Raw genomic sequence first — 25,339 nt, 5'->3', positions numbered from 1 at the left:
TAAGTGGTGTGTACGGTATCCAGGCGCTCCGCATCCAGGAGAACCCATGCGACACGCCCGTCTCGGCCGAAGCGCTCTCCAAGTGAGCCGCCTGATCCTCGGCACACTCAACCTCGGTGTCCGTACGACCCGCGAAGAGGGGTTCGCCCTGCTCGACGCCGCGCTCGACCACGGGATCAACACCGTCGACACCGCCAACGACTACGGCTGGCAGCATCACAAGGGGTTCACCGAGGAGTTGCTCGGCGATTGGCTGGCCAAGGGCGACGGCCGCAGGGACAAGGTGGTGCTCGCCACGAAGGTGTGCAACCCCATGAGCGACTGGCCGAACGACTCCGGCCTGTCGATCCGCAACATCATCGCCTCCTGCGAGCGGTCGCTGCGCCGCCTGCGCACGGACTGGATCGACCTGTACCAGATGCACCGGGTGGATCCCCACGCCTCGTGGGACGAGATATGGCAGGCCATGGACATCCTCATCCGGCAGGGAAAGGTCCGGTACGTGGGTTCGTCCAACTTCGCGGGCTGGAACCTCGCGGCGGGGCAGGAGACCGCCCGCCGGGTGGGCGGGCTCGGGCTGGTGTCGGAGCAGTGCGTCTACAACCTGGTGGCGCGGACGGTCGAGGGCGAGGTGCTGCCGGCGGCCCGGGCCTACGACGTGTCGGTGCTGGCGTGGTCGCCGCTGCACGGCGGGCTGCTCGGCGGGGCGCTGCGCAAGCTGGCCGAGGGCAGCGCGGTCAAGACCACGCAGGGCCGCGCGATGGAGGCGCTGCCGCGCTGGCGTCCCAAGATCAAGGAGTACGAGGAGTTCTGCGCGGGGCTGGGCCTCGACCCCGCGGAGGCGGCCATGGCCTGGGTGCTCGGGCGGCCGGATGTCACCGGGATCGTGATCGGGCCGCGCACGATGGCCCATCTGGACGGCGCCGTCCGCGCGCTCGACGTGGAGGTCCCCGAGGAACTCGGGAAGATCTTCAGCGAGGCCGGGTGATGGAGATCGTCGGACGGGGGTTCCTGGCCTCCGCCTTCGCCGTCTTGAGCGACCGGCATCCACGGGTGACGCTGGTCGCGGCGGGGCCGTCGAGCACCGGGATCGCCGACCGAGGCGTGTTCGCCCGCGAGGAGACCATGCTGCGCGACGTGCTCGCCGACTGCCGCCGCCGCGACAGGACCGTGGTCGTCTTCTCCTCGGCGTCGCACGCCGTCTACGGGAACACCGCACGTCCGGCGGCCGAGGCCGACCCGTGCTCCCAGGCCAGCCCCTTCGGCCGGCACAAGCTCGGGATCGAGTCGATGGTCGGGGCGAGCGGCGTGTGCTGGCTGATCGTGCGGCTCAGCCACGCCGTCGGCGCCGGGCAGCGGGATCATCAGCTCTTCCCCTCCATGGTCCGCGCCGTGCGCGCGGGGAAGGTCCGCCTCTACCGCGACTGCCATCGTGACCTGCTGGACGTCACGGACGCGGTGCGGGCTGTGGACGCCCTGCTGACCGCCGGCGTGGAGAAGGAGACCGTCAACGTGGCGACGGGCGCCCCCTATCCGGTGGAGGCGATCGTCGACCACCTCGAACGGCGCCTGGCCGTACGGGCGACGCGCGAGGTGGTGGACACGCCGCCGTCACGCACGCTGGTGTCCACCGCCAAGCTGCACCGCCTGACCCCCGGACTGGAGTGGCCGACGGCGGACGAGGCCTACCTGGACCGCCTCGTCCGCGTCTACGCCCACCTGTACTGAGGGCGGGTCCCCGGGACCCGTGGGTCACGGGCGGGACATGCCCGCGACAACCTCGGCCACGAGCGGCCGGCCGCGACGATGCTGCTCATCGGCGCGACCGGCTTCCTGCTCGACCGGGTGCTCAGCGGCGGATATAAGTGGGGACGTCCGACTTGCGTCTCGATCGCCTCCGAGCATCCTCAGGAGAAGCATGTCCACCCGCACCCGGCTGCTCCCCGCCGCCGTCGCCCTCGCCTTATGCGTCACCGGCGCCGTCTCCGCGCCGGCCTCGGCCACCGTCCCGTCCGCCACCGCGGTCAGCAGCACGGTCACCGATCCCCTGCCGGCCAAGCTCGCCGCCATCCCCGGCCTGACCGTCGTCTCCGAGACCCAGCCGGGCGGCCTGCGCTTCTTCGTCCTCACCCTCACCCAGCCGGTCGACCACCGCCGCCCGCACCGGGGCACCTACCAGCAGCGTCTCACCCTGCTGCACCGGTCCGACGACGCCCCGGTGGTGCTCTACACCGGCGGCTACGGCCTGCCCGTCAACCCGGCCGCCTCCCAGACGGAGCCGACGCGGCTGCTCGGCGCCAACCAGGTGTCGGTCGAGCACCGGTTCTTCCGCAGCTCACGGCCGGACCCGGCCGACTGGGGCACGCTGGACATCTGGCAGGAGGCGAGCGACGAGCACCGCATCGTCCAGGCGCTCAAGACGGTCTACGGCGGCAAGTGGATCCAGACGGGCGCCAGCAAGGGCGGCATGACCTCGGTCTACCACCGCCGCTTCTACCCCGGCGACGTCGACGGCGTGGTCGCCTACGTCGCGCCCAACGACCGGGTCAACCCGGCCGACCACGCCTACGACGCGTTCTTCGCGAACGTGGCCGACGCCTCCTGCCGCGCCAAGCTGGACGACGTCCAGAAGGAGGCGCTCAAGCGGCGCGACAGGCTGGTGGCCCGGTGGGAGGCCGAGGCCGCGCGGGACGGCTACACCTTCGCCCAGTCGCTCGGCACCGCAGACCGGTCGTTCGAGATGACCGTCCTCGACGCGGTGTGGGCCTTCTGGCAGTACTCCGACGCGAGCCAGTGCGCGGACGTGCCGCCCGCCACGGCCACCGACGACGAGATCTACGACTGGATCGACACGGTCGCGGGCTTCTCCTTCTACACCGACCAGGGCATCGCCTACTACGTCCCGTACTACTACCAGGCGGCCACCCAGCTCGGCTGGCCCACGCTGAAGTTCCGGCACCTGCGCGGCCTGACCCGCTATCCCGGGCTCTACCAGCCCAACTCGGTCATCCCGGCCGAGCTGCGCTCCTGGCACGACCCGGTCCCGATGCTGGACGTCGATCACTGGGTGCGCAAGCAGTCGAGCCGGATGATGTTCGTCTACGGCGAGAACGACCCGTGGAGCGCGGAGCGGTTCACGCCCAGCAGGCATGACTCGTACCTGTATGTCGCGCCCGGCGCCAACCACGGCGCGAACATCTCCCGCCTGCCCGAGGCCGAGCGGCAGGCGGCCACGGCGACCCTGTTCCGCTGGGCGGGTGTGTCCGGAGCCCAGGCGGCCCAGCGGAGCGCGGCCGCCATCCCGGACGACGACATGCTCCCCGACCGCCGTACCCGCTGACCCGCCGGGGGGCCGGGGTTCACGACCGGTCCCCCACCCGCAGGACGGCGCCGAGGTCGCGACGGCGGCCGGCGGCGTTGTGCGCGTACGCGCCGAGCAGCGCGCAGACGACCAGCCCGGCCGCCAGCGTCAGAGGTGTGAGCGGGCCGGGGGTGTGGTCGCCGACGGTCAGGCCGCCCGCCGAGGAGGACAGGTCCACGCCCGGCCCGAGCGCGGCGGGCAGTCCCAGGCCCAGGGCCAGCCCCACCAGCGCCGTGACGGCGACCAGCGGCAGCGGCTCCAGCAGGGTCAGCCGCACGGCCTGCCGGTCGGACAGGCCGAGCGTGCGCAGCAGCGACACCGCCCTGGCCCGCTCGGGCGCCCCGACGACCAGTGACAGGACGATCGCGACCAGCGCGTACGCGCCGAGCGCCACCGTCACCACGAGCAGCGTCGTGCGGACCGTGCCGGTGAGCGGGTCGGCCCGGATGGCGGCCAGTGCCCGCTCCTGGGTCTCCACGGTGGCCGAGGGGACCAGCCGGGCCAGTTCGGCGGGCGCGATGTCGCCCTTGATCAGCAGGGTGTTCGCGGCGGGCCAGGGCAGCACGTCACGCGGCACGAGGAGGAACTGCCCGCCGGGGTGGAACCCCGGGAGCGACTCGATCACGCCCTGGGTGGTCAGCTCCACCGGCGACAGCCACATCATCGCGAAGGTCCCGCGTTCGCCGAGGCCGGGCGAGAGCAGCGCGGACCGGCTCCCGGACAGCGTGGGCAGGCCGACGGGCGCGTCTCCGGCGACCTGCCGCCACTCCTCCAGGTCCACCGCGATGGCCAGCGGCCGCTCCCCGGTCGCGGTGATCTGCGCCCGGCCCGTCAGCGCTAGCGCCACCCGTTCGACCCCGGGGGCAGCGCGTACCCGCTCGATGACGCCGGCCGGGATGTCCTCGTCGGACGTCAGCTTGATCGGCGCGCCGACCCGCTGCCAGGACGCGACCCGCTGCGTGGTGGCGATCCCCTCCGCGATCATCGCGGCGAACACCGACACGCTCAGCGCGGGCAGCAGGACCAGCACCGGCAGCGTCCCCGCGGAGCGCGCCCTGGCCGCCCTGGTCAGCCCCAGGAACGGCACGGCCGTCCGGCCGCGCTCGGCCAGCCGGACGAGCAGCCGCAGCGGGTACGGGTAGCAGCGCATGGTGATCAGCCCGGCCGCGACCGTCAGCAGGACCGGGATCAGCAGCAGGTACGGGTCCTCCCGCGCGGCGCCCGACAGCCCGCGCGCCCGCAGCAGGTAGGCCCCGGCCAGCGCGAGCACGACGGCCAGCGCCTCCAGCGTCACCCGCCGCGCGGACGGCCGGACGGCGGCCACGTCGTCGCGGCGCTCCGGCAGCGGCACGCGGTGCGCACGCGCCACCCGCACCACCGCGTAGGCCACGGCGGTGGCGACCACGGCCGCCGGCCCGAGGTGGGCGATCGCCGGCGCGGGACCCGGCAGCAGGAACGCCGAGGCGTACCCGGCCAGGGCCGCCGGGCCGACCGCGAGGGCGGTCAGCGCGGCCCCGGCGGTCACCACCTGCCGCAGTGATCCGCCGCGCGCCCTGGCCAGGGCCAGGGTGTGGTCCATCCGGTCGGTCTGCAGCCGCACGCCCAGCGCGATCACGCCGAGCGCGACCGCGAGCAGCCCGCCGAGCACCAGGTCCATGACGGTCCTGGCCGCCGACAGCGCGGCCTGGAACTCGTCCAGCAGCTGGGGCAGCCCGGTGATCACGCGGTAGCTGGTGGTGCCCGTCCGCGCGACCGCCAGCTCCCGCTTGAACGCCTCGACGCCCGCGCCGGCGTCCGGCGCGTCCAGCGCCCGCGCGGCCCGCCCGTCGACGGGGAGGATCCAGCGGTAGGTCAGGGTGCGCCACCTGCTGCTGAGCTGGGACAGGCTCTCGTCGGACATCAGCGTCGTGGTGTGGAACTCCTCCGGCCCGTTCTGCGGCACCACGTGAGTGACGCGCAGGATGTCCTGGTCGTGGCTCCAGGCCCGCGCGTCCGGGTCCTCGGCGGCGAAGACGCCGGCGATCCGCACCGCGGTGTGCGGGCTCTCGCCCAGCGTCAAGGTCCGGCCGACCCGCAGGCCCATCCTGCGCGCGGCCTCCTCCACCACGCCCACCTCGATCAGCGGGAGCGTCACGCCGTCCCGGCGCGTCGTGGACGGCGCGCCGGGCGGACGGCCCTCCACCCAGTCCACCCGCCGGTCGGCGTCGGACAGCCAGCCGAGGTTGACGAACGCGGTGCCGCCGGCCCCGGTGACGGGGGTGCGTACGGTCTTGGCGCTCATGTGGCCGTCGGCCCGGATCAGGGGCCGCAGCGTCGCGGGCAGCAGCCCGCGCCACCGGGCGTCGACGTCCTCGAACCGCGCGCGCTGGTGCAGCTCCCCGTCGGCCGTGCCCGGCACCCCGGTCACGGTCACGTCGGTCCGCACGGCGGGGGCCGCGGTCAGCGCCCGGCGCAGGGCCTCGTCGAACGACGCCTGCGTCATCCGGGGAAGCCCGGCGACGAGCAGGCAGGCGACCGCGGTGAGCACCGCGAGCAGTGCCGACGTGCCCGCGTGCGACCGGGCGCCCAGCGGGATCCTCACCGGTCCTCCAGGGTTCGCGCGCGCCGCAGGTGCCGGGCCAGCCCGGCGACGATGGCCAGCAGCACCGCGGCGACCGACGCCAGCAGCGCGCCCGTGGCCGCCCACGGGATGCTCAGCAGGACGCCGGGGGTGACGGCCGACGCCTGCCCGGTCAGCACGAGGTTCGGGATCACCAGGGTGCCGACGGCCAGGGCGAGCCCGGTGCCGGCCGCCAGCGACAGCCCGATGACGAACGCCTGCTCCGTCGCCAGCAGCCCGAACAGCTGGCGTGGGCCGGCGCCGAGCGCCCGCAGGACGGCGAACTCGGCCCTCCGCTCCCGCGCCGCGACCACGGCGTTGGCCAGGAACCCGAGCACCGCGAAGCCCAGCGCCGCGGCGAACCCCAGGATCAGCGCCCCCTGCAGCCCGCTGGCCAGCGGGTCGTCGCGCAGGCTCGCCGTCAGCTCGCGCCGGTCGGTCACGGTCACGTCCCACTGCGGATGCGCGCGCAGGACCTCCCTGGCCGGCGCGGTGTCGCGGGCGGCGAGCCACCATTCGGTGGCGGGCTGCGGCGGCTGCGCCGCGGCCAGCTCATAGGCCTGCAGCGTCTCCCAGTCGGCGAGCACCGCCTCCTCGCCGGGGGCGCTCGTCGGCATGCTGGTCACGACGCCGACCACCTTGACGTCCACGACCCGGCCGGCGACCTCGGCCGGGCCGGTCCGCCCGGCGCCCAGGTCGAGCACGGCGGCCAGGCCGGGGGTGAGCACGACGGGCAGCGGTCCTGGCTGCCGGGCCGGCGCGAAGGCGACCACGCCCGAGAGCTCGTCGGAGACCGGGGGGATCGGCACGTCCTGACCGCCGGCGTCCAGCCCGGTCAGTCGCAGGCCGGCCGGCTCGTCGGTGACCAGGCCGCGCAGCGCCAGCGGGTACGTGATCCCGCCCGTGCGGCCGGCCAGCGGGGTCAGGTCAAGCTCGATCCGGTTGCCGCCCACCCGCAGGTCGCCGAGCGCCAGCTCCCGCCACACGCCGAGCGCGTCGGACAGCACCAGCCGCGCCGGGGTGGGCGCCTCCGCCTGGACCTGGACGGTGAGCGTGCGGGGCTGTCCGGGCAGGTCCAGCCTGCCCGCCCGGTCTCCGGCGAGGTCGCGGGACAGCTGCGCGACCGTCCGCGCCGACAGGTCGGGACGCAGGTCGAACAGCTCACCGAGCGCGGCGGCGTCGAGCGCGAGCAGCAGCGCCGCCTCGCCGCTCACCTGGGTCGGCCGGCGCAGCGCGGGTGAGGCGGCGGTGACGCCGGGCAGCGTGGTGAACGCCGTGCCGCGGCCGAGCGCGCCCAGTTCGGGACCGGCGGGCGGCCCGGTCAGGCGCAGATCGGACCCGGCCTGGTGGGCGGCCTGGTCGAGCTGCGAGGCCCGCCAGGTGGAGGTCGTGGTCACGGACAGGACGCCGATCGCGATCGCCATGGTGAGCAGCAGCGCCGGGGCGGAGTAGGTGAGCGGCCGCCTGCTGACCTGCCAGGTCCCCAGCGCGGGGGCGAGCGTGGGCCGCCGCGACGTCAGCCGCCCGGCCAGCCGCGACACCCGGGGCACCAGCCGCAGCGCGAGCATGCCACCCGCGAGCAGGGCCAGCGCCGGACCGGAGACGATGAGCGGGTCGACGCCGAGCCCGCCGGCGGCCGTCGCGGTGACCGGCGCGCCGTACCGCCGCAGCTGCCAGACCGCCAGCCCGGCCACCACCAGCAGCGCCAGGTCCGCGCCCGCCTTCTCGATCAGCCCGCGCACGCCCCGGCCGCGCGCCGACTGCTCCTCCACGTACGTGCGTCTCGCGCCCGCCAGCGCGGGCAGCGCCAGGAGCGCGGCGGCGGCCAGCGCGACGCCGGACGAGACCAGGAACGCGCCCGGATCGGCCGTCGGCGTGACGCTCACCCCCGAGGCCCTGATCCACGGCAGCCGGTGGACCAGGTCGAGCAGCGGCGGCCCGAGGAACGGCGCGACGACCGCGCACGGGACCGCCACCAGCAGCGCCTCGCCCGCCGCCAGCGCGGCCAGGGTCGTCGTGCCGGCGCCGCGCGAGCGCAGCAGCGCCACCTCCATCCGGCGGTGGTCGGCGAGCAGCCGGGCGGTCAGCATCAGCGCGTACGCGGCCAGCAGCAGCACCTGCAGCACCGGGATCAGCATGGTGGAGCGGGCCACCAGGGACGCGGTGGCGAGCTGGGTGAGGAGTGCGGGCAGGCGGCTGACGGCCAGGCAGTCGACGCAGCCGGCCGCCGTGAGGCGCTCGCGGGTCCGGTCGATCTCGTCGGCCAGCGGGCGCAGCCGCTCGAACGTCACCGCGCCGAGGTCCGGCTCCGCGCTCCAGACGGCCTTGACGCCGGTGCCGAGGCGGGTGAGCAAGGTCTCCTCGGAGACGATCAGCGGCCCGTACGTGGCGTAGTCGCCGTGTTCCACGCCCCTGGTCAGCAGGTCGTCGCCGGCCCAGCGCTCGCTGGTGGGGTCGTCGAGCCGGAAGACGCCGACGACGCGGACCGTGACCGGGCGCCCGTCGATCCGCCCTTTCGTGACGAACTCGCGGCCGGTCCCGAACCCGGTCGCCTCGGCGGCCTGGGTGGAGATCGCGGCCTCGACGGCCGGTCCGCCGGTCCCCGGCCATCGGCCGGAGATCAGCCGGGCGTGCCGGTCGAGCGCGTCATGGCTGCCGAATCTGAGCAGCTCGGGCTGCTTCTCGCCGTCCTGGCCCGGCATGACGTACGAGCCGGAGCGCAGGCTGGTGGTGACCGCCGGGAGTGTGGTGTAGACGCCGGTGAGCTCGTCGCGCACGGCCCGGTCGTACCGGGGGAAGGTCTCGGCGTCGGCCGGGGCGCTGATCGTGGCGGCCGTCTGGTGGTACGGGGCCGTCTCCAGGACCCGGCGGACACCGGCGTCCCCGATCGAGGAGACGTACATCGTGAGCGCCACCAGCGTCGTGGTCGCCAGGAGGATCGACCCGAACGCGGCCAGGAGGAGCAACGGCTCGCTGAACGCCCGTCGCACGACCAACGGAGCCCGCATCCGTCCCCCTTCGCCCGTCGCATCGACCTTCGGGGGGCGGCCGAAGCGGGGGCAAGGGTGGATCCTTCAACGGTGACGGACCTGATACGCCCGTGTGATGCCGAAACCGTGACAGAAAGCGCCTGTCACGCGGCCAGGCGCTGCTCCACGCTGGTCAGGCGGCGTTCCACCGCGGCGATCCGGTCGGCGACGGGACGTCCCGCGCCGGGGCGGCCGGTCAGCAGGCCGGCGAGCTGGTCGGCCTCCCGCTGGTCGAGTTCCACGGTGTGCGCGGGGGTGTCGGGATCGTGCTGGTCGTAGAGAACCAGGGTGCGTCCCGCGGCGGTGACGATGACCGCGAGGTGGTCGCCTCGCCGGGTGTCGGTGTGGTGGACGGATCCGATGCCCGGGACGGTGTTGTGGGTGATCCTCATGATGCGGTGTCTCCTTTCGGGTAAGCGATCCGGTGTCAGGCGGGCGCGTGCTCCCGCGGTCGATCGCCCGGCGCGGCTCCGCGGCCCCAGGCGATCAGGTCGGCGGTGAGGGGGACCTGGACGTCGGCGACGTCGAGCTGCGTCACCCGTACGCCCCACTCCTGGGTGGTCTCGCTGACCTCGTCGGCCAGGTCGGTGCCGGAGTGGGTGACGAGGGCGGGCAGGTCGGCCAGGTCGCGCCGGGCGATGCGGCGCCGCAGCACGGTCTCGGCGGCCGTCGCGGTGGCGGTGAGCGGGCGCTCCGCCGCCGTGGCGAAGCGGACGGGGTCGTCGACGACCGCCATGACACCGGCCCGCGCCCGCACGGCGACGCCGTCGCGGGTGACCGCGTCCCCGGCGAACAGGTCCAGGTCCATCAGCCGCCGCGACACGCGGACGTCGCGCTCCAGGAACGGCCACACGACCACGAGCCCGGGGCCTCGCACCCCGGCGACTCTGCCGAGTCTGCGTACCACCAGCCGCTCGTCCTCGCCGACGACGCGCAGCGCACGCGAGACGAGCACCGCCAGCAGCAGGAGGCCGGCGACGAACCACACTCCGGGCTCCACCGTGGAGAGCGCCTGCCAAGTGGAGTCCGGCTGACCGCCGAGCGCGAACATGTCCTCATCCCCTATTGACTTCGTCTGGTGGGCGAACCCGTTATTTCGCGGAATTTCGCAATGGGGTCCGCCCACTTACCAGTCTGACGGGGATCTCACCGGGGCACCATCGGGGCTGACACCCATTTATGGAGGGGGCCACTATGTAGTCGGCGCGCTTTCCGGTGGCTGTCATTCGATATTACTGCGTACCCCCACAAAACCCGCGAGATGGTCGATCACCTCGCGGGCGTCGTCCTCGATCCCGTGGATGAAGGTGGACCTGCGCCGCCGCAGCACGGGCAGCCCCAGCGCGTACAGCCCCGGGCTGTCGACCACGCCGCCGTCGTGCCGCAGCCGGCCCTTCTCGTCGACCACCGGCACGTCCAGCCACGCGTAGTCGGGCCGGAACCCCGTCGCCCACACGATCGTGCGGACCTCGCCACCGCGCAGGTCGAGCTGGAGCCGGGTCTTCGTGGGCACCCGGGTCGGCGCGAAGCTCTCGGGCGGGCCGACCTCGCCGTCGCGGCCGGCTTCCCGTGCCCACTCCTCGAACGTGCCGAGCAGCCGCTCCATCTTGAGGTCCGCGAGGGAGAACACGTTGCGCAGGCCGCCGGAGAACAGCGCCCGGCCGTCGCGCACGGCCGCCCACCGGCCCACCAGCTCGACGCCCATGGCCGTGAGCGCGTTGAGGTCGAGCGTGGCGCGCTCGGGAGTGCCGACGAGCTGGGGAGAAGGCAGCCGCCGGGCCCGCTGCAGGTCGTCGACCTCGTCGTACCGCTGGTCCCACACGCCGGAGGCGTCCATCCACCACAGCACGTCGCGGCCCCGGAAGGTGCGGGGCAGCCGCACGTGCTCGCCCACCGAGAGGATCACCGGCCGGCCCGACCGCCGCAGCTCGGCGGCGAGCTGCACGCCGGTCGCCGACGCCCCGACGACCAGGACGCCGCCGTCGGCGAGCTGACCGGGCTCGCGGTAGTCGAACGGGGTCAGCTGCTCGACGGACGACGGCACCGCCTCGTGGAACGGCGGCACCACCGGCCGGTTGCAGGCGCCGCTCGCGATGACCAGCGTGCGGCAGTGGATCTCGCCGCCGCTGGTCGTCACGTGGTAGCCGTCGTCGACGCGGCGCACGGAGGTGACGCCGGTGCCGGTCCGTACGGGCGCGCGCGAGAGCGCGGCGAACCGTTCGATGAACCCCGTCACCTCCCCCATGGTCATGTAGCCGTCGGGGTCCGGGCCTTCGTAGCGCAGGCCCGGCAGGCGGCTCTGCCAGTTGGGGGTGAGCAGCCGGAAGGAGTCCCAGCGTTCGCGCCGCCAGGAGTTCGCCACCTCACCGCGTTCGAGCACGACGTGGTCGATCGACCGCTCGGTGAGGAAGTGACTGGCGGCGAGACCGGCGTGCCCGGCGCCGACGACGACTGTGGTGAAGCGCTCGATGATGATCGGGCCTCTCAGGCGACCTCGACGGTGACGTCCGTCGGGTTGGTGAGGGCGTCGAACACGGCGGAGCGCTTCTGGGACTGGGCCACCAGGGCCTCGATCTCCTGCTTGGAGGCGTCGGCGTCGATGGTGAACGTCACCTTGATGTCGTTGAAGCCGTTGCGGACGTCGCTGTCGGCGCCGAGGATGCCACGGATGTCGTGCGAGCCTTCGAGCTTGGCCTCGACGGAGCGCAGCTGGATGCCGCGGTTCTGGGCGACGGACGCCACGCCGGCGGTCAGGCAACTCGCCAGGCCGACGAGGAGGTACTCGATCGGCGTGACGCCGTTGTCCGTGGCCGCGAACACCTCGGGGTGGTCGGCCTCGAAGACGGTCTCGGCCTTGTGGGCCTGCTCCTGCCCGAGGCCGAAGTACTCCTTGACCGTCGTGGTGCTGTGGACGCCGTCGCGCCAGGTGGTGGTGGCCTTCCAGACGAACTGGGCGGCCTCCGGCGAGCTCTTGAGTGCTTCGCGCGCGTCCAGCAGCGCCTGCACGTTCACTCCGTTGGCGACCGTGGTCATGTCGCACCCCTCCTCGGACTACAGGGACTACAGGTAGGTATTTGACCATATACAGGCCGTGGTGGCTACCATGGGCTCCATGTCCCAACCAGCCCCGATGTCTCCCGCCGGCCCGCCCGGCAGCGTCGGCGTCGTGGAAACGCGGTATCTCGACCTTCCGGAGCCCGTACGGCTCGACTGCGGCCGCGAGCTGCACCCCGTCCGCGTCGCTTACGAGACCTACGGCGTCCTCTCCCCCGCGCGCGACAACGTGATCCTGGTGTGCCACGCGCTCAGCGGCGACGCCCACGCGGCCGGGCTGTCCAAGACGCCCGAGGGGGAGAGCGCGCGTGACGGGTTCGGCGCCGAGGACCGCGACGGCGGCCACGGCCGGGGGCTCGGCTGGTGGGACGGGATGATCGGCCCTGGCAAGGCGTTCGACACCGACCGCTTCTTCGTCGTCGCGACGAACCTGCTCGGCGGCTGCCGCGGCACGACCGGGCCGTCGTCGATCGACCCCGCGACGGGCGAGCCGTACGGGCCGGACTTCCCCGTGATCACGGTCGCCGACATGGTGCGCACCCAGCGGGCCTTCCTCGACGAGCTCGGCATCGAGCGGCTCGCGGCGGTGGCCGGCGGCTCGCTCGGCGGGATGCAGGCACTGGAGTGGGCGATCCTCTACCCCGACCAGGTCGACGCCGTGGTGGCCATCGCCAGCACGCACGCGCTCCACCCGCAGGGCGTGGCCTGGAACGCGATCGCCCGCGACGCGATCATGCGCGACCCGGCCTGGCAGGGCGGGCGCTACCACGGCACCGGCCGCGCGCCGGACGCCGGCATGGGCGTGGCGCGGATGGTCGGGCACATCACCTATCTCTCCGCCCCGGCGCTCGACGACAAGTTCGGCCGGCGGCTGCAATTCGCCGACGACATCCGCTACACGATCACCGAGCCGGAGTTCGAGGTCGAGAGCTACCTGCGCCACCAGGCCGCCTCGTTCGTCAAGCGCTTCGACGCCAACACCTACCTCTACACCTCGCGCGCGCTGACCTACTTCGACCTCGCGCGCCAGCACGGCGACGGGTCGCTCGCCCGGGCGCTCGACGGCGTCGCGGCGCGCACGCTGCTGATCGCCTTCAGCTCCGACTGGCTGTACCCGCCCTCGGCGTCGCGGGAGATCGAGCAGGCGCTACGCTCACTCGGCAAGCCGGTCGAGCTCGAGGTGATCGACGCGCCGTACGGCCACGACTGCTTCCTGCTGGAGGAAGCCCGGCAGACGCCCATCATCCGGAGATTCCTGGCCCGAGGCGGGGCCGCGTGACGTCGAAGAAGAGGCATCCGTGACCGACCATCTCCCCCGTTCCGAGGAAGCCCGCCCGTTCGGCTTCGAGACCCGGCAGCTGCACGCCGGCCAGCGGCCCGACCCCAACACGGGCGCCCGCGCGGTGCCGATCTTCCAGACGACCAGCTACGTCTTCGAGGATCCGGAGTCCGCGGCGGCGTACTTCAACCTCCAGGAGTACGGCAACACCTACTCGCGCATCATGAACCCGACCGTCGCGGTCTTCGAGGAGCGGGTGGCCAACCTGGAGGGCGGCAGCGGCGCGGTGGCGTTCGCCAGCGGGATCGCCGCGCAGGCGGCCGCGCTCTTCACGCTGCTGGAGCCGGGCGACCACGTGGTGTCGTCCTCGGCGCTCTACGGCGGCACGGTCAACCAGCTCAAGCACCTGCTGCGCAAGCTGAACGTGGAGCTGACCTGGGTCGACCCCGACGACCCCGACGCCTGGCGGCAGGCGGTCCGGCCGCGGACCAAGGCGTTCTTCGGCGAGACCATCGGCAACCCCGCCGGGAACGTGCTCGACATCGAGACCGTGGCCGCCATCGCGCACGAGCACGAGCTGCCGCTGATCGTCGACAACACGTTCGCGACACCGTACCTGTGCCGCCCGATCGAGTGGGGCGCCGACATCGTGATCCATTCGGCGACCAAGTTCATCGGCGGCCACGGCACCAGCATCGGCGGGGTGGTCGTCGAGGCCGGCACGTTCGACTGGTCCAACGGGCGCTTCCCGGTGGTCGCCGACCCGTCGCCCGCCTACCACGGGCTGCGCTTCCACGAGACGTTCGGCATGTACGGCTATCTGATGAAGCTGCGTGCCGAGACCCTGCGCGACCTCGGGGCGGCGCTCTCGCCGTTCAACGCCTTCCTGTTCCTGCAGGGGCTGGAGACCCTCTCGCTGCGGATGGACCGCCACGTCGAGAACGCGCGGGCGGTCGCGGCCTTCCTGGAGTCGCACGAGCTGGCCTCGAACGTGACCTACGCCGGCCTGCCGGACAGCCGGTACCGGCCGCTGGTCGACAAGTACCTCCCGCGCGGCGCGGGGGCAGTGTTCTCCTTCGACTGCGCCGGCGGCCGGGAGGGCGGGCAGAGTCTCATCGGCGGCCTGTCGCTCTGGTCGCATCTGGCGAACGTCGGCGACGCCAAGAGCCTGGTCATCCACCCGGCCAGCACCACCCACCGCCAGCTGGGCGACGACGAGCTGCGCGCGGCCGGCGTCGGGGCGGGGACGGTCCGGCTGTCGGTGGGCCTCGAATCCGTCGACGACCTGATCTGGGACCTGGAGCAGGGCTTTGCCCGGGTCGCGGCGACCACCGGCAGGAAGGCGGCCACGTCATGACCGTTCTCGCCCCGTACCAGGACCCGCTGACGATCCAGCGGGTGCTCCACGCGACCAGGACGATCGCGGTCGTGGGCCTGTCCGGCAACGAGCTGCGGGCCAGCTACTTCGTCGGCTACTACCTCAAGCGCCACGGCTACCGGGTGATCCCGGTGAACCCCCGCGAGTCGGAGATCCTCGGCGAGACCAGCTACCCGAGCCTGCTCGACGTGCCCGTGCCGGTGGACCTGGTGAACGTCTTCCGCGCCCCCTCCGCCCTGCCGGGCATCGCCACCGAGGCCGTGACCATCGGGGCGGGCGCCCTGTGGACCCAGTTCGGCGTGATCAACGAGGAGGGCGCCAGGATCGCCGAGGACGGCGGCCTCACCGTGATCATGGACCGCTGCCTCAAGGTCGAGCACGCCCGCTACGTCGGCCGCATGCACTGGCTCGGCTTCAACACCCAGCGCATCACCTCGGTCCGCGGCGGCCTCCAGTAGCACTGCTGTCCGGCGCGGTCACTGCGGGGCCGCGGCGCGGAGGGCGGCGGCGCGGGTGGCGGGGTCGTAGCCGGGGCCCACGCCCTCGGCCAGGATCGCCACGCCGTCGATGTGGTCGGTGCGCATGGGCAGGATCTTCTGGTAGCCGGGCGACGCGTACCAGTTGCGCGCCGACTCCATGTCGTCGAACTGGATGATCACGATAGATCCCGGCCATTCGCCCTCGAAGACCTCCACGGTGGGGCCGTGGACGATGAACCGGCCGCCGAACGGGTCGAGCGTCTCCTGGATGCGCTCCATGTAGGTCAGGACGTCGGGGTGCAGGTTCGGGGTCTTCAGGTGGGCTATGGCGTAGGCGCTCATCGGTGTCTCCGTTCCTCTCGGTGATCTCAGGATGTCCGGCGGGAGGAAACGGCGGCAATTACCCGTGAGGTCATGGACGCTGTGATCGGCGCAGGACCGCGCCGGGCCCGCCGGCCGGGGAGTCGGTGAGGCGGAAGCCTTCCGGTGTCCGGTGGTCGACCGCGAGCACCCCGTTGACCAGCACGAAGTCGATGCCGGCCGGTGCGGCGGGCGCCTCGAAGGTCGCCCGCTCCCCCACCGTCGCCTCGTCGAAGACCACGACGTCGGCCTGCAGGCCGGGGCGCAGGACGCCGCGGTCGGTCAGCCCCATCAGCTCGGCGGGCAGGGCCGTCATCTTGCGCAGCGCGGTCTCCAGCGGCAGCGCCCGCTGCTCGCGCACGTACTCGCCGAGCACCCGGGGGAACGCGCCGTAGGTGCGGGGGTGGCACGGGGACAGCCAGGGCTGGTTGAACCCGTCGGTGCAGACGGCGAGGTACGGCAGCGACAGGTAACGGCGGACGGCGTCGTCGGTGGAGCTCACGTCCGTGCCCATGACGGCGTCGGAACGCTCGTCGGGCAGCATCTCCAGGATCAGCTCGGCGACCGACTCGGGCGTCGGCCCGACGCCGCGCGCGACGAGGATCCGGGCCAGCGACGCGCCCTGCCACCGGTGACCCCGGCCGTCGGTCCAGTCGAACACCACGACCAGGTCGCCGTCGCCGCCGTGGTAGCGGGTGATCCGGTCGACGATGCCGGCCTTCATCCGCTCCCGGCGGCCGGGGTCGCGCAGGTAGGTCCCGACCAGGGTCTCCCGGCCCGCCGCGAGGTGCTCGCCGGGGATGAAGATGGACGGGTTCCAGCCGAAGTAGGGGTAGGGGTACTGGTCGCCGGCCACGTCGACGCCGTCGGCCCTGGCCGCCTCGATGGCGCCGATCACCGCATCGGTCTTCCACCGGTTGCACGCGCCGTCCGTCTTCAGGTGCGAGAGCTGGACCCGCGCGCCCGAGTCGCGGCCGACGCGGATGCCCTCCTCGACCGCGGCCAGCAGGTGGTCGCCCTCGCTGCGCATGTGGCTGGCGTAGAAGCCGCCGTGCCGGGCCACGACCGCGGCGCACTCGATCAGTTCTTCGGTGCGTGAGGAAAGGCCCGGGATGTACTCCAGCCCGGTCGACATGCCGAAAGCGCCGTCGGCCATGGCTTTGTCGATCACGTTCTTCATGGCGGCGAGCTGTGCCGCGGAAACCTCTTCCACCCCGGCCGGCACGTCGCAGGAATCGCGGACGAATCCGTGCCCGACGAGTGTGCCGAAATTGACGCCGGGTGGCCGCCGATCCAGCCGCGCGAGGAGTTCTCCGGGCGCCGTCTCGGACATTCCGCAGTTTCCCGCGAGCACCGTGGTGATGCCTTGCGCGAGATAATTCCGGAAAAGCAGGTACGCCGGATCGCGGAAAAGGTCGAGATCGGTGTGCGTGTGGATGTCGACGAATCCGGGGCACGCCACCCGCCCGCCGGCCTCGATCACGTCGGTGCCGGGACCGATGCGCGCTTCGGCCTCCGCACGGTCTCCGACGTGCGAGATCTTGCCGCCGGTGATCGCCAGCGCCGTCGCGTGCGGCCTCTCGGGGGCCATGGTGATCACCTGGGCGTCGAGGATGACGACGTCCGCGGCGGCGTGGCGTGAATCGGGCATGCGGGTATTCCGTTTCGTTCTCGTCCGGCGGTCCGAGGATTGTGCGGGGGCCGCCGAATGCGTGTCAAGGACGATGCGCCCAAGTCGTAAGCGCGGGCCGGGGAATACCCGTCCGAGCAAGGGACGCTTTCACGGGTCGAGCCGCCCGGCGGGCAGCCCGAGTTGTTCGGCCGTGAAACGGGCGAGCAGGCGGCGCGCGGCGTGCTCGGACATGTCGCTGTAGCCGAGCGCGCTGCGCACGGCGAGGCTCTCCGAGATGGCGACGTACCGCTCGCAGACCTCGGTGATCGGCGCGACCGGGGCGAACGTGCCGTCGGCGACGCCCGCGCGGAACACCCCCAGCACCGCGTCCGCCCACCGCCGCGACATGCGGACGCACTCGTCCAGGAAGGCCGGATGGCGGCGCACCCGGCTCCACACCTCCAGCCAGAGCAGGTATTCCTCGAAGGTGCCCTGGTCGCCGGGGATGCTGAGGTCGAGCAGGTGGCGCAGGTGTTCGAGGGTGGTCACGTTCCCGTCGAGCAGGCGTTGCAGGGTCGCGTGGAGCTGGTCGCCGGCCCACCGGAACGCCGCCAGCAGCGCCTCGTCCTTGCTCTGGAAGTAATAGTGGATGCTCGCGTTGGACACCCCCGCCTCGCGGGCGATGTCGGCGATCCGGGTCGCCTCGATGCCGCGCTGGGCCATGATCCGGCACGCGGCGACGCGGATCCGGTCTTCCGGGCTGCCGGGGTCGGGCACCCGGTCCGGCTGGTTGTGCCCGTGCCGTTTCCACAGCCCGGCCAGCCGGCGCAGCAGCTCGGCGTCCTCGCCCCCGGCCTGGACGATCTCGTCGACCCGCCGGGTCATCCGCCAGGCCCGGCGGTAGTCGATGCCCAGCGCTCCGGCCACCCGGTTGGGCCGCGTCTTCCCAGGTGAGTCGAGCACGATCACGGCGGTGTCCAGCCAGGCCGCGAGCGGCACCGGCGAGCCGGCGAACGGCGTGGACGACGCCGGGTAGACGTGCGCGCCGCAGCTGTCGCACGCGTAGGCGCGGCGGCGGGAGATGCGGTGGAAGGTGCGGTGAGCCTCGCACCGCCGGCAGAAGGGCAGCCGGCCGTCGGGGGCGTGGACGACGGTCCAGAGCAGAGCCAGCGCCGCGTCCTCCTTGACGGCGTCCGGATCACTACTTGTTTCTACAGGCATATTCACGCTTCCGGCTATCAGCAAATACAAGGAATTTCATTCCTTGACAAGCCATTGGGGCGAATGAAATTGTTTCCCGCACCAAAGATATACCTTCAGAAACATGGGAGTAACATATGGCGGCGCCGTCCCGTGACGAACTCCGGAGCGCGCCCGCGGCCTGGACGAGCGGCGAGTCCCCCGCGGCCCGCTTCATCACCGGGATCACCTGGGACCAGCTGCCCCGCGAGGTGATCGACCGGGCCGTCATGTGCCTCACCGACACTCTCGCGGCCATGATCGCGGGCCGGGCGTCCAGGTCCGCGATGATCGCCGACGACCTGGCCCGCGCCTGGTGGCCCGGCGCCGCCGCCACGTCGATCGTCAGCGGCGAGACCCTGGGCTCCGGCGGCGCCGCGTTCGCCAACGCGATCGCGGCCAACGCCGTGGACGTCGACGACTGCGGCATCTACACCTGGGGCCACCCCGGCGCCCAGGTCGTCCCGGCCGCGCTCGCGCTGGCCGAGGAGCGGCGCCTCAGCGGACGCGAGCTGATCACCGCGATCGTGGTCGGGTACGAGATCGCCTTCCGGGCGGGCCGGTGCGTCAACGACGAGCAGAGCGCGGTGCACTCGGCGCAGCGCACCTACCGGGCCTGCGGGTCCTGGGGCTCGGTGGCCTGCGCCGCGCTCGCCTGCCACGTGCTCGGCCTGGACGAGGTGACCACCCGGCACGCCCTGGGCATCGCGGAGTACGACTCCCCCGACCTGCCGATGATGCGGGCCATCGACACGCCCGGCATGGTCAAGCACGGCGTCGGCTTCGGCGCGCTCACCGGCCTGCTGTCGGCGGACCTCGCCCGGCGCGGCTTCACCGGGATCGAGCCCAGCCTCGACCTGGACCGGTTCCGCCCGTACACCGAGGACCTCGGCGGCGACTACTACCTGCCCAGGGGCATCACCTGGAAGCGCTACTCCAGCTGCGCCTGGACCCATCCCGCGCTGCTCGCCATCGAGAAGCTGCGCACGCGCCACCCGCTGCCGCCCGAGGCCGTCGACCGCGTCGTCGTCGAGACGTACCCGGACGCGGCGCGCCTGGGCACCCGCCTGCCCGAGACCACCGAGGAAGCCCAGTTCAACCTGGCCTGGCCGGTGGCCGCGATGCTGGTGGACGGCCTGGTCGGGCCCGAGCAGGTGGCGGACTCCCGCCTGGGCGCACCCGAGATCGTCGACATGTGCCGGCGGATCGAGGTGCGGGTCACGGACGAGCTGACCCGCCTCTACTACCTCTCTGAGATCAACGACCCGGAGGGCAGCGACTCCGCCGCCGTCACCGTCACGCTGACCGATGGCACGGTCCTGACGTCGGGCCGGGTCGACCACGTCCTCTACCCTGAGCCCGGCTGGACGCGGGACGAGATGCACGACAAGTTCTCCTGGCTGGCCTCCGGCCACCTGGACCCCGGCTCGGTCCCCCGCCTGCTGGCAGCGCTGGCGGAGGTCGAACTCGCCGACGACAGCTCCGTCCTCGTACGGAACCTGGCTGCCTCCCTGCTACCGGTTGGAGCTCACTGATGACCACACCCCCGAAGCGCGGCCGGTCGACGTTCCTGGGCGCGATGACCCTGCTCCTCGCGCTCGGCGGATGCGCGCTGGCCTCCGACCCGCCCGCCCCCGAGGCGGGCGCCCAGGCGAGCGGCCAGACCAGCACGGCGCCCGCCGCCGAGTCACCGGCCGCCGACGCCGCCCTGCACGACCTGCTTCCGGACCGGATCAAGTCGGCCGGCGTGATCCGGGTGGCGAGCAACATCCCGTACCCGCCCTGGGAGATGTACGAGACAGCCGGCGGTCAGCAGCCGACCGGCATCGACTACGACCTCTCGCAGGCGCTGGCGGCCAAGCTCGGCGTGAAGGCGTCCTTCGACCAGACGGCCTTCGACAGCATGATCCCCGCCGTTTTGGCGGGCAAGGCCGACGTCGTCATGGCGGGCATCTTCGACACCCCCACCCGGCGCGAGTCGCTGGACTTCGTCGACTACGCCAAGGACGGCTACTCGATGCTGGTCGCCAAGGGCAACCCGGAAGGCATGAAGGACGTCGCCGACCTGTCCGGCAAGACCGTCGCGGTGCAGAGCTCGACCTCCGAGGAGGCCGCGATCAAGAAGCTGAGCAAGCGGTTCGAGTCCGAGGGCAAGGCCGGCGTCACGGCCCTGGCGTTCCCCGGCGACAGCGAGGCGTTCCTGGCCATCAAGAGCGGCAAGGCGGTCGCCCGCGTGCAGGCCACCTCCGCCGCCGCGTACGCGGTCAAGACCTTCGAGAACGGCGCCGCGTTCGAGCTGGTGGAGGCCCCGTCGATCACCGAGGAGTTCGGCGGCGGCCTGGAAGGCATCGGCGTCCCGAAGAAGGAGACCCAGCTCAGGGACGCGCTGCAGAAGGCGTTGCAGGCGCTGATGGACGACGGGACCTACCTGGAGATCCTCACCAAGTACGGCGTGCAGAACATCGCGCTGACCAAGGCGGAGATCAACCAGGGCACCGCCTGAGCAAGAGCGTCCGCGAGAAAGAGAAGTGCAGTGACCACCTTGGCACCCGCCGACACCACCTCCGATCCCACCAGGAAGCGGCCCGAGCCGATCGCCGTGGTGCCGGTGCGCCGGTACGGCCGCTGGGCGGCGGCGGTCCTCGTCGCGTACCTGCTGTTCGCGCTCGGCTGGTCGTTGTGGCACAACCCCAACCTCGACGTCACCTCGATCGGGCAGTACCTGTTCGCGCCGTCGGTCCTGCACGGGGTGGCCGTCACGATCGAGCTCACCGTCGTGGCCATGATCCTCGGCATCGTGGGCGGCGTGCTGCTCGCGGTCATGCGGCTGTCGGACAACCGGGTGCTGTCGGGCGTCGCCTGGGGCTACATCTGGTTCTTCCGGGGCACTCCCCTGATGGTCCAGATCATCTTCTGGGGGTTCCTGGGCGCGCTCTACCCCGACCTCTTCCTCGGGATCCCGCTGACCGGCGTGGTCTTCGGCTCGGTGCCGACGAACGCGGTCATCGGCGCGGCGACCGCGGCGGTGATCGCGCTGGCCACCAACGAGGCCGCCTACTGCGCCGAGCTGGTCCGGGCCGCGATCATCTCGGTCGACGGCGGTCAGCGCGAGGCGGCCATGTCGATCGGCATGCCGTCGGGCAAGCGGATGCGGTTCGTCATCCTGCCGCAGGCCATGCGGGTGCTGATCCCCATGCTGGGCAACGAGACGATCTCGATGCTCAAGATGACCGCCCTGGTCTCGGTCATCGCCGGGCGCGACCTGATGACCGCCGTCCAGCAGATCTACCAGCAGAACTTCAAGATCATCCCGCTGCTGGCCGTGGCGTCGATCTGGTACCTGTTCCTGACCTCGCTCCTCAGCATCGGCCAGCACTACGTGGAGCGGTACTTCGGCCGCGGCTTCGGCACCGGCCACTCGGCGTCCGCCGCCCGCCGGGCCAAGCGGCGCGCCGCCCGCCGCGCGGCCGCCCCGCCGCCGGCCGAGCCCGAGTCGGCTCTCGCAGGCGAGCCCGACCGGCCGGACGACGAGCCGATGGTACGGGCCGAGCAGGTGTGGAAGTGGTTCGGCGCGACCGACGTGCTCAAGGGCGTGGACATCGCCGTCCTCCCCCGGCGGACGCTCGTCCTGCTCGGTCCGTCAGGAAGCGGGAAGTCGACCCTGCTGCGCTGCGTCAACGCCCTCGAACGGCCCGACTCCGGCCTGCTGGAGGTGGACGGCGAGCGGGTCGGGCTGCGTGCCGGGGGCGACCGGCTGCACGAGATGACCGAGGCCCAGCTGTGCCGGCAGCGGACCCGTATCGGCATGGTGTTCCAGCGGTTCAACCTGTTCCCGCACATGACGGCGCTGGAGAACGTGACGCTCGGCCCGCGGCGCGTGCTGGGGCTGTCCCGCGCCCAGGCCGAGGCGGAGGCCGAGGCGCTGCTGACCCGGGTCGGCCTGCGCGACAAGCTGGACGCCTACCCGGGCCAGCTGTCCGGCGGGCAGCAGCAGCGGGTCGCGATCGCGCGGGCCCTGGCGATGAAGCCGCACGTGATGCTCTTCGACGAGCCGACCTCGGCGCTCGACCCCGAGCTGGTGGGCGAGGTGCTCGACGTCATGAAGGACCTGGCCCGGCAGGGCATGACCATGATCGTGGCGACCCATGAGATCGGGTTCGCCAAGGAGGCCGCCGACACGGTGGCCATGCTCGACGGCGGCGTGATCATCGAGTCGGGACCGCCCGGCGAATGCCTGGTGGCGCCGAAGGAGGAGCGCACCAGGGCGTTCCTGTCCAAGGTCCTCGCCTGATCCGTCCGGTCGTCACACTATTCAGGAGGTCGTCAGCAGTGCCCGAGGTCATCGTCGTCGGCGCCGGCGTCATGGGGACGTCCACCGCGTTCCACCTGGCGGAGAAGGGGGCGCGGGACGTCGCCGTGCTCGACGCGCGGCGCGCCGGCGAGGGGATGAGCAGCCGCTCGTCGGCTCTCGTCCGCATGCACTACACCTTCGAGCCGGAGGTGCGCCTGGCGGTCGACAGCCTCGCCTACTTCCGCGAGTGGCCCGAGCGGGTCGGCCGTCCCCCGGTCTTCCGGGAGTGCGGGTTCGTCCGGATCGTGCCGCCCGGCGAGGCCGACCGGCTGCGCGAGAACGTGCGGATGCAGCAGGCGTGCGGGGCCGAGGCCGAGGTCATCACGGCCGGCGACCTGCGCGGGCTGGAACCGGGCTGGCAGGTCGACGACGTGGTCGCCGCCGCGTACGAGCCCCGCGCCGGTTACGGCGACGGCGCCGTCGTGGCGGGCGACTTCCTGGCGCGGGCGCGCGAGCTGGGCGTCGACTACCGCCCCGGCACCGCCGTGCGCTCGCTCCTCGTCGGGGACGGCGGCCGAGTCCTGGGGGTGCGCACCGACGCGGGCGACCTCACGGCCGACCTCGTCATCCTCGCCACCGGGGTCTGGACGCGGCCGCTGCTCGCGACCGCGGGCCTGGACCTGCCCATCGAGGCGGAGTACCACGAGGTGGCGGTCCTGCGTGAGCCGCCGGGCGAGCCGGCCGCCCGCACCGCGTGCATCGACTCGGGCACGCGCACCTACTTCCGCCCCGAGCCGGGCGGCAGCCTGCTGCTCGGCGACTTCATCGGCCCGCGTGACGGGATCGACCCCGACGACTTCCCCCAGTCGCCCCGCGACGCGAGCGTGATCGAGATGGTCGGTCGGGCCGCGCGCCGCGTCCCGGCGCTGGCCGAGGCGGGCATCACCCGCGGCGTGACCGGCGTGTACGACATGTCGCCCGACGCCCGGCCGATGCTGGGGCCGGTGGCCGGGATCGACGGGCTGATCGTCGCGGCGGGCTTCTCCGGGATGGGTTTCAAGATCTGCCCGGCGGTCGGCCGCGCCCTGGCCGAACTGGCGCTGGGCGAGCCGCAGACCGTCGACGTCTCCGCCTTCTCCCCCGACCGGTTCGCCGAGGGCCGGCCGATCGACCCGCCCTTCGGCTACCACGACGACTGATCATCAGGCGGCGGCCGGCGCGCCCCCTTTCGGCCCGTCCGGCGGGATCGCGTCCCCTCCGGATCCGCCCGGAGGGGACGCGTCCCCTCCGGGCGGATCCGGCAGGATGCGGACGGGGAGGGCGCGCGGGCCGCGCACCTGGCCGGTGGACCAGGTCACCGCCGCCGGGTCCGCCAGCGTGAAGCCGGGGACGCGCTCCAGCCAGACCTCCAGGGCGACCCGGAGCTCCATCCGGGCCAGGTGGGAGCCCGCGCACCGGTGGACGCCGAGGCCGAAGGCGGCGTGCCGGTTCGCCTCCCGGTCGATGAGCACCTCGTCCGCCCGCTCGAACTGGGCGGGGTCGCGGTTGGCCGCGGGGAAGGACAGCAGGACCCAGTCGTCGGCCCGCATGTCCACGCCGCTCCAGCGCATGTCCTGCTTGACCAGGCGGGCCATGGTCACCGGGGCGTACGCGCGCAGGAACTCCTCGACCGCCGTGGGCATCAGCCGCGGCTCGGCCACCAGCCGCTCGCGGTCGGCCGGGGTCCTGGCCAGATGCCACAGCGACGCCCCGATGGCGCTCCACGTCGTGTCGACGCCGGCCAGCAGGAGCAGCATCATCGTGCCCACCACGTGCTCGGGGTCGAGCTTCCGGCCGTGCAGCTCGGCGTCGACGAGGTAGGTCGTCAGGTCGTCGCGCGGCCGGGCGACGTGCTCGTGGATCTGCGTGACGAGGTAGCCGACCAGCACGTCCTGGCGCGCGAGCCGTTCCTCGGGCGACTGGTCGACGCCCTCCAGGACGTCCGCCACGAACGAGCGGAACTTCGGGCCGTCCTCAGGCGGGAAGCCCAGCATGTCGGCGATCACCCGTACCGGGATGTGCTGGGCGTAGTCGAGCGCGGCGTCCACGACCTCGCGCCCGCGCAGCGCGTCGATCAGCTCGTGGCAGTACGCCCGCGTCGCCGCCTCCCGCCCGGCCACGGCCGACCGGGTGAACATCGGCAGCAGCAGCTGCCGGGCGTCGCGGTGGAACGGCGGGTCGGAGGTGATGGGCGGGGCGTCGCCCGACGGGGCCACCTCGCGCGGCGGCCTGTTGGTGCTCACGATGACCGCACGGGAGGAGAACCGCTCGGTGTCGTACGCGACGGCCGCCACGTCCTCGTACCGCGTCGGCAGCCACACGCCGCCGAACCGCTCGGTCCGCGCGATCGGGCACCGCTGCCGCAGGTCGTCCAGGATCGGGTACGGATCGGCGGCCCAGGCGGGGTCGACGTGGGAGAAGTCGGTCGCCCAGTCGGCGACCGGGTCGGTCACGGCCGCGCTGGCCTTGCCCAGCAGCCGGCTCCTGCGCCGTTCCTCCATACCCTGGCCGAAGCGGTCGTCCACGGTCATCACACAGCTCCATCTCCGACGTTTCGCGGGCCCCACGCCGTGATTCGTCCGGGAGCCGCCGCCGGATGACCCCGGTGCTCGGAGTCGC

At 72.8% G+C, this 25,339-nt stretch carries 20 protein-coding genes and 1 pseudogene; 11 read left to right on the top strand and 10 right to left on the bottom strand.

Translation table 11 applies throughout. From position 1 onward, the window contains the following. Positions 1 to 46 precede the first annotated feature (46 nt). From ACGFI7_RS14455 to ACGFI7_RS14445, 3 genes are all read left to right on the top strand, one after another. Positions 47 to 988 (top strand): aldo/keto reductase, encoded by a 942-nt coding sequence (locus ACGFI7_RS14455; protein ID WP_393403835.1) that lies wholly within the window; start codon positions 47 to 49, stop codon positions 986 to 988. Continuing rightward, positions 988 to 1,728, top strand: coding sequence for an NAD-dependent epimerase/dehydratase family protein (locus tag ACGFI7_RS14450; RefSeq protein WP_393403833.1), 741 nt, complete (start codon positions 988 to 990; stop codon positions 1,726 to 1,728). Before ACGFI7_RS14455 ends, ACGFI7_RS14450 begins: the two co-directional genes overlap by 1 nt. Before the next feature lie 190 nt (positions 1,729 to 1,918). Beyond that, positions 1,919 to 3,340: a S28 family serine protease gene (locus ACGFI7_RS14445; RefSeq protein WP_393403830.1), complete on the top strand. Its 1,422-nt coding sequence runs from the start codon at positions 1,919 to 1,921 to the stop codon at positions 3,338 to 3,340. A 19-nt stretch (positions 3,341 to 3,359) separates the two neighbouring features. Here the strand turns inward: ACGFI7_RS14445 and ACGFI7_RS14440 are convergent, their stop codons facing one another. The 6 genes from ACGFI7_RS14440 to ACGFI7_RS14415 form a co-directional block, all read right to left on the bottom strand. Beyond that, a complete protein-coding gene (locus tag ACGFI7_RS14440; RefSeq protein ID WP_393403828.1) occupies positions 3,360 to 5,942 on the bottom strand; it encodes an FtsX-like permease family protein in 2,583 nt (860 codons plus the stop codon). Further along, complete coding sequence (locus ACGFI7_RS14435) at positions 5,939 to 8,968, bottom strand: ABC transporter permease (RefSeq protein ID WP_393403826.1); 3,030 nt, start codon at positions 8,966 to 8,968, stop codon at positions 5,939 to 5,941. The genes ACGFI7_RS14440 and ACGFI7_RS14435 overlap by 4 nt, the downstream gene beginning before the upstream one ends. A gap of 125 nt (positions 8,969 to 9,093) precedes the next feature. Continuing rightward, a complete protein-coding gene (locus ACGFI7_RS14430; RefSeq protein ID WP_393403823.1) occupies positions 9,094 to 9,381 on the bottom strand; it encodes a hypothetical protein in 288 nt (95 codons plus the stop codon). A gap of 35 nt (positions 9,382 to 9,416) precedes the next feature. Then, positions 9,417 to 10,040, bottom strand: a complete 624-nt coding sequence (locus tag ACGFI7_RS14425; protein ID WP_393403821.1) for an SPFH domain-containing protein — start codon at positions 10,038 to 10,040, stop codon at positions 9,417 to 9,419. 171 nt (positions 10,041 to 10,211) lie between these two features. Continuing rightward, the gene (locus ACGFI7_RS14420) at positions 10,212 to 11,459 is read right to left on the bottom strand and encodes an NAD(P)-binding domain-containing protein (RefSeq protein WP_393403933.1); all 1,248 of its coding nucleotides are present in this window, start codon (positions 11,457 to 11,459) and stop codon (positions 10,212 to 10,214) included. Positions 11,460 to 11,473: 14 nt separating this feature from the next. Next, complete coding sequence (locus ACGFI7_RS14415; protein WP_393403819.1) at positions 11,474 to 12,022, bottom strand: OsmC family protein; 549 nt, start codon at positions 12,020 to 12,022, stop codon at positions 11,474 to 11,476. 79 nt (positions 12,023 to 12,101) lie between these two features. On the opposite strand from ACGFI7_RS14415, the gene ACGFI7_RS14410 reads away from it, so the two are divergent. Genes ACGFI7_RS14410 through ACGFI7_RS14400 form a run of 3 tightly spaced genes read left to right on the top strand, consistent with a single transcriptional unit; the run spans position 12,102 to position 15,158 of the window. Continuing rightward, positions 12,102 to 13,322, top strand: a complete 1,221-nt coding sequence (locus ACGFI7_RS14410; RefSeq protein WP_393403816.1) for a homoserine O-acetyltransferase — start codon at positions 12,102 to 12,104, stop codon at positions 13,320 to 13,322. Positions 13,323 to 13,341: 19 nt separating this feature from the next. Further along, positions 13,342 to 14,679 (top strand): O-acetylhomoserine aminocarboxypropyltransferase/cysteine synthase family protein, encoded by a 1,338-nt coding sequence (locus tag ACGFI7_RS14405; RefSeq protein WP_393403814.1) that lies wholly within the window; start codon positions 13,342 to 13,344, stop codon positions 14,677 to 14,679. Further along, a complete protein-coding gene (locus ACGFI7_RS14400; protein WP_393403811.1) occupies positions 14,676 to 15,158 on the top strand; it encodes a CoA-binding protein in 483 nt (160 codons plus the stop codon). The genes ACGFI7_RS14405 and ACGFI7_RS14400 overlap by 4 nt, the downstream gene beginning before the upstream one ends. A gap of 18 nt (positions 15,159 to 15,176) precedes the next feature. On the opposite strand, the gene ACGFI7_RS14395 is transcribed toward ACGFI7_RS14400, so the two are convergent. The 3 genes from ACGFI7_RS14395 to ACGFI7_RS14385 all read right to left on the bottom strand — a co-directional run bounded on the left by ACGFI7_RS14395 (position 15,177) and on the right by ACGFI7_RS14385 (position 18,372). Continuing rightward, positions 15,177 to 15,521: a DUF1330 domain-containing protein gene (locus ACGFI7_RS14395; protein ID WP_393403808.1), complete on the bottom strand. Its 345-nt coding sequence runs from the start codon at positions 15,519 to 15,521 to the stop codon at positions 15,177 to 15,179. A 70-nt stretch (positions 15,522 to 15,591) separates the two neighbouring features. Further along, positions 15,592 to 17,190, bottom strand: a complete 1,599-nt coding sequence (locus tag ACGFI7_RS14390) for an amidohydrolase family protein (protein ID WP_393403807.1) — start codon at positions 17,188 to 17,190, stop codon at positions 15,592 to 15,594. A 129-nt stretch (positions 17,191 to 17,319) separates the two neighbouring features. Continuing rightward, on the bottom strand, positions 17,320 to 18,372 hold the full coding sequence (locus tag ACGFI7_RS14385) for a TetR family transcriptional regulator (protein WP_393403931.1): 1,053 nt from the start codon (positions 18,370 to 18,372) through the stop codon (positions 17,320 to 17,322). A gap of 116 nt (positions 18,373 to 18,488) precedes the next feature. On the opposite strand from ACGFI7_RS14385, the gene ACGFI7_RS14380 reads away from it, so the two are divergent. The 5 genes and pseudogenes from ACGFI7_RS14380 to ACGFI7_RS14360 all read left to right on the top strand — a co-directional run bounded on the left by ACGFI7_RS14380 (position 18,489) and on the right by ACGFI7_RS14360 (position 23,880). Beyond that, positions 18,489 to 19,925 (top strand): MmgE/PrpD family protein, encoded by a 1,437-nt coding sequence (locus ACGFI7_RS14380; RefSeq protein WP_393403804.1) that lies wholly within the window; start codon positions 18,489 to 18,491, stop codon positions 19,923 to 19,925. Then, on the top strand, positions 19,925 to 20,893 hold the full coding sequence (locus ACGFI7_RS14375; RefSeq protein ID WP_393403802.1) for an ABC transporter substrate-binding protein: 969 nt from the start codon (positions 19,925 to 19,927) through the stop codon (positions 20,891 to 20,893). The genes ACGFI7_RS14380 and ACGFI7_RS14375 overlap by 1 nt, the downstream gene beginning before the upstream one ends. A 279-nt stretch (positions 20,894 to 21,172) precedes the next feature. Further along, positions 21,173 to 21,718 (top strand): annotated as a pseudogene (locus ACGFI7_RS14370) (amino acid ABC transporter permease); the annotation flags it as partial. A 207-nt stretch (positions 21,719 to 21,925) separates the two neighbouring features. After that, positions 21,926 to 22,681, top strand: a complete 756-nt coding sequence (locus ACGFI7_RS14365; RefSeq protein ID WP_393403929.1) for an amino acid ABC transporter ATP-binding protein — start codon at positions 21,926 to 21,928, stop codon at positions 22,679 to 22,681. 38 nt (positions 22,682 to 22,719) lie between these two features. Continuing rightward, entirely contained in the window at positions 22,720 to 23,880 is a 1,161-nt protein-coding gene (locus ACGFI7_RS14360) for an NAD(P)/FAD-dependent oxidoreductase (protein WP_393403799.1), read from the top strand. A 3-nt stretch (positions 23,881 to 23,883) separates the two neighbouring features. Here ACGFI7_RS14360 and ACGFI7_RS14355 read toward each other — a convergent pair whose 3' ends face one another. Continuing rightward, entirely contained in the window at positions 23,884 to 25,251 is a 1,368-nt protein-coding gene (locus tag ACGFI7_RS14355; protein ID WP_393403796.1) for a cytochrome P450, read from the bottom strand. Positions 25,252 to 25,339 lie beyond the last annotated feature (88 nt).

It is taken from the genome of Nonomuraea sp. NPDC048826 (assembly GCF_043198225.1).
Taxonomy (GTDB): Bacteria; Actinomycetota; Actinomycetes; order Streptosporangiales; family Streptosporangiaceae; genus Nonomuraea.
This window is presented reverse-complemented; position numbering and strand designations above follow the sequence as displayed.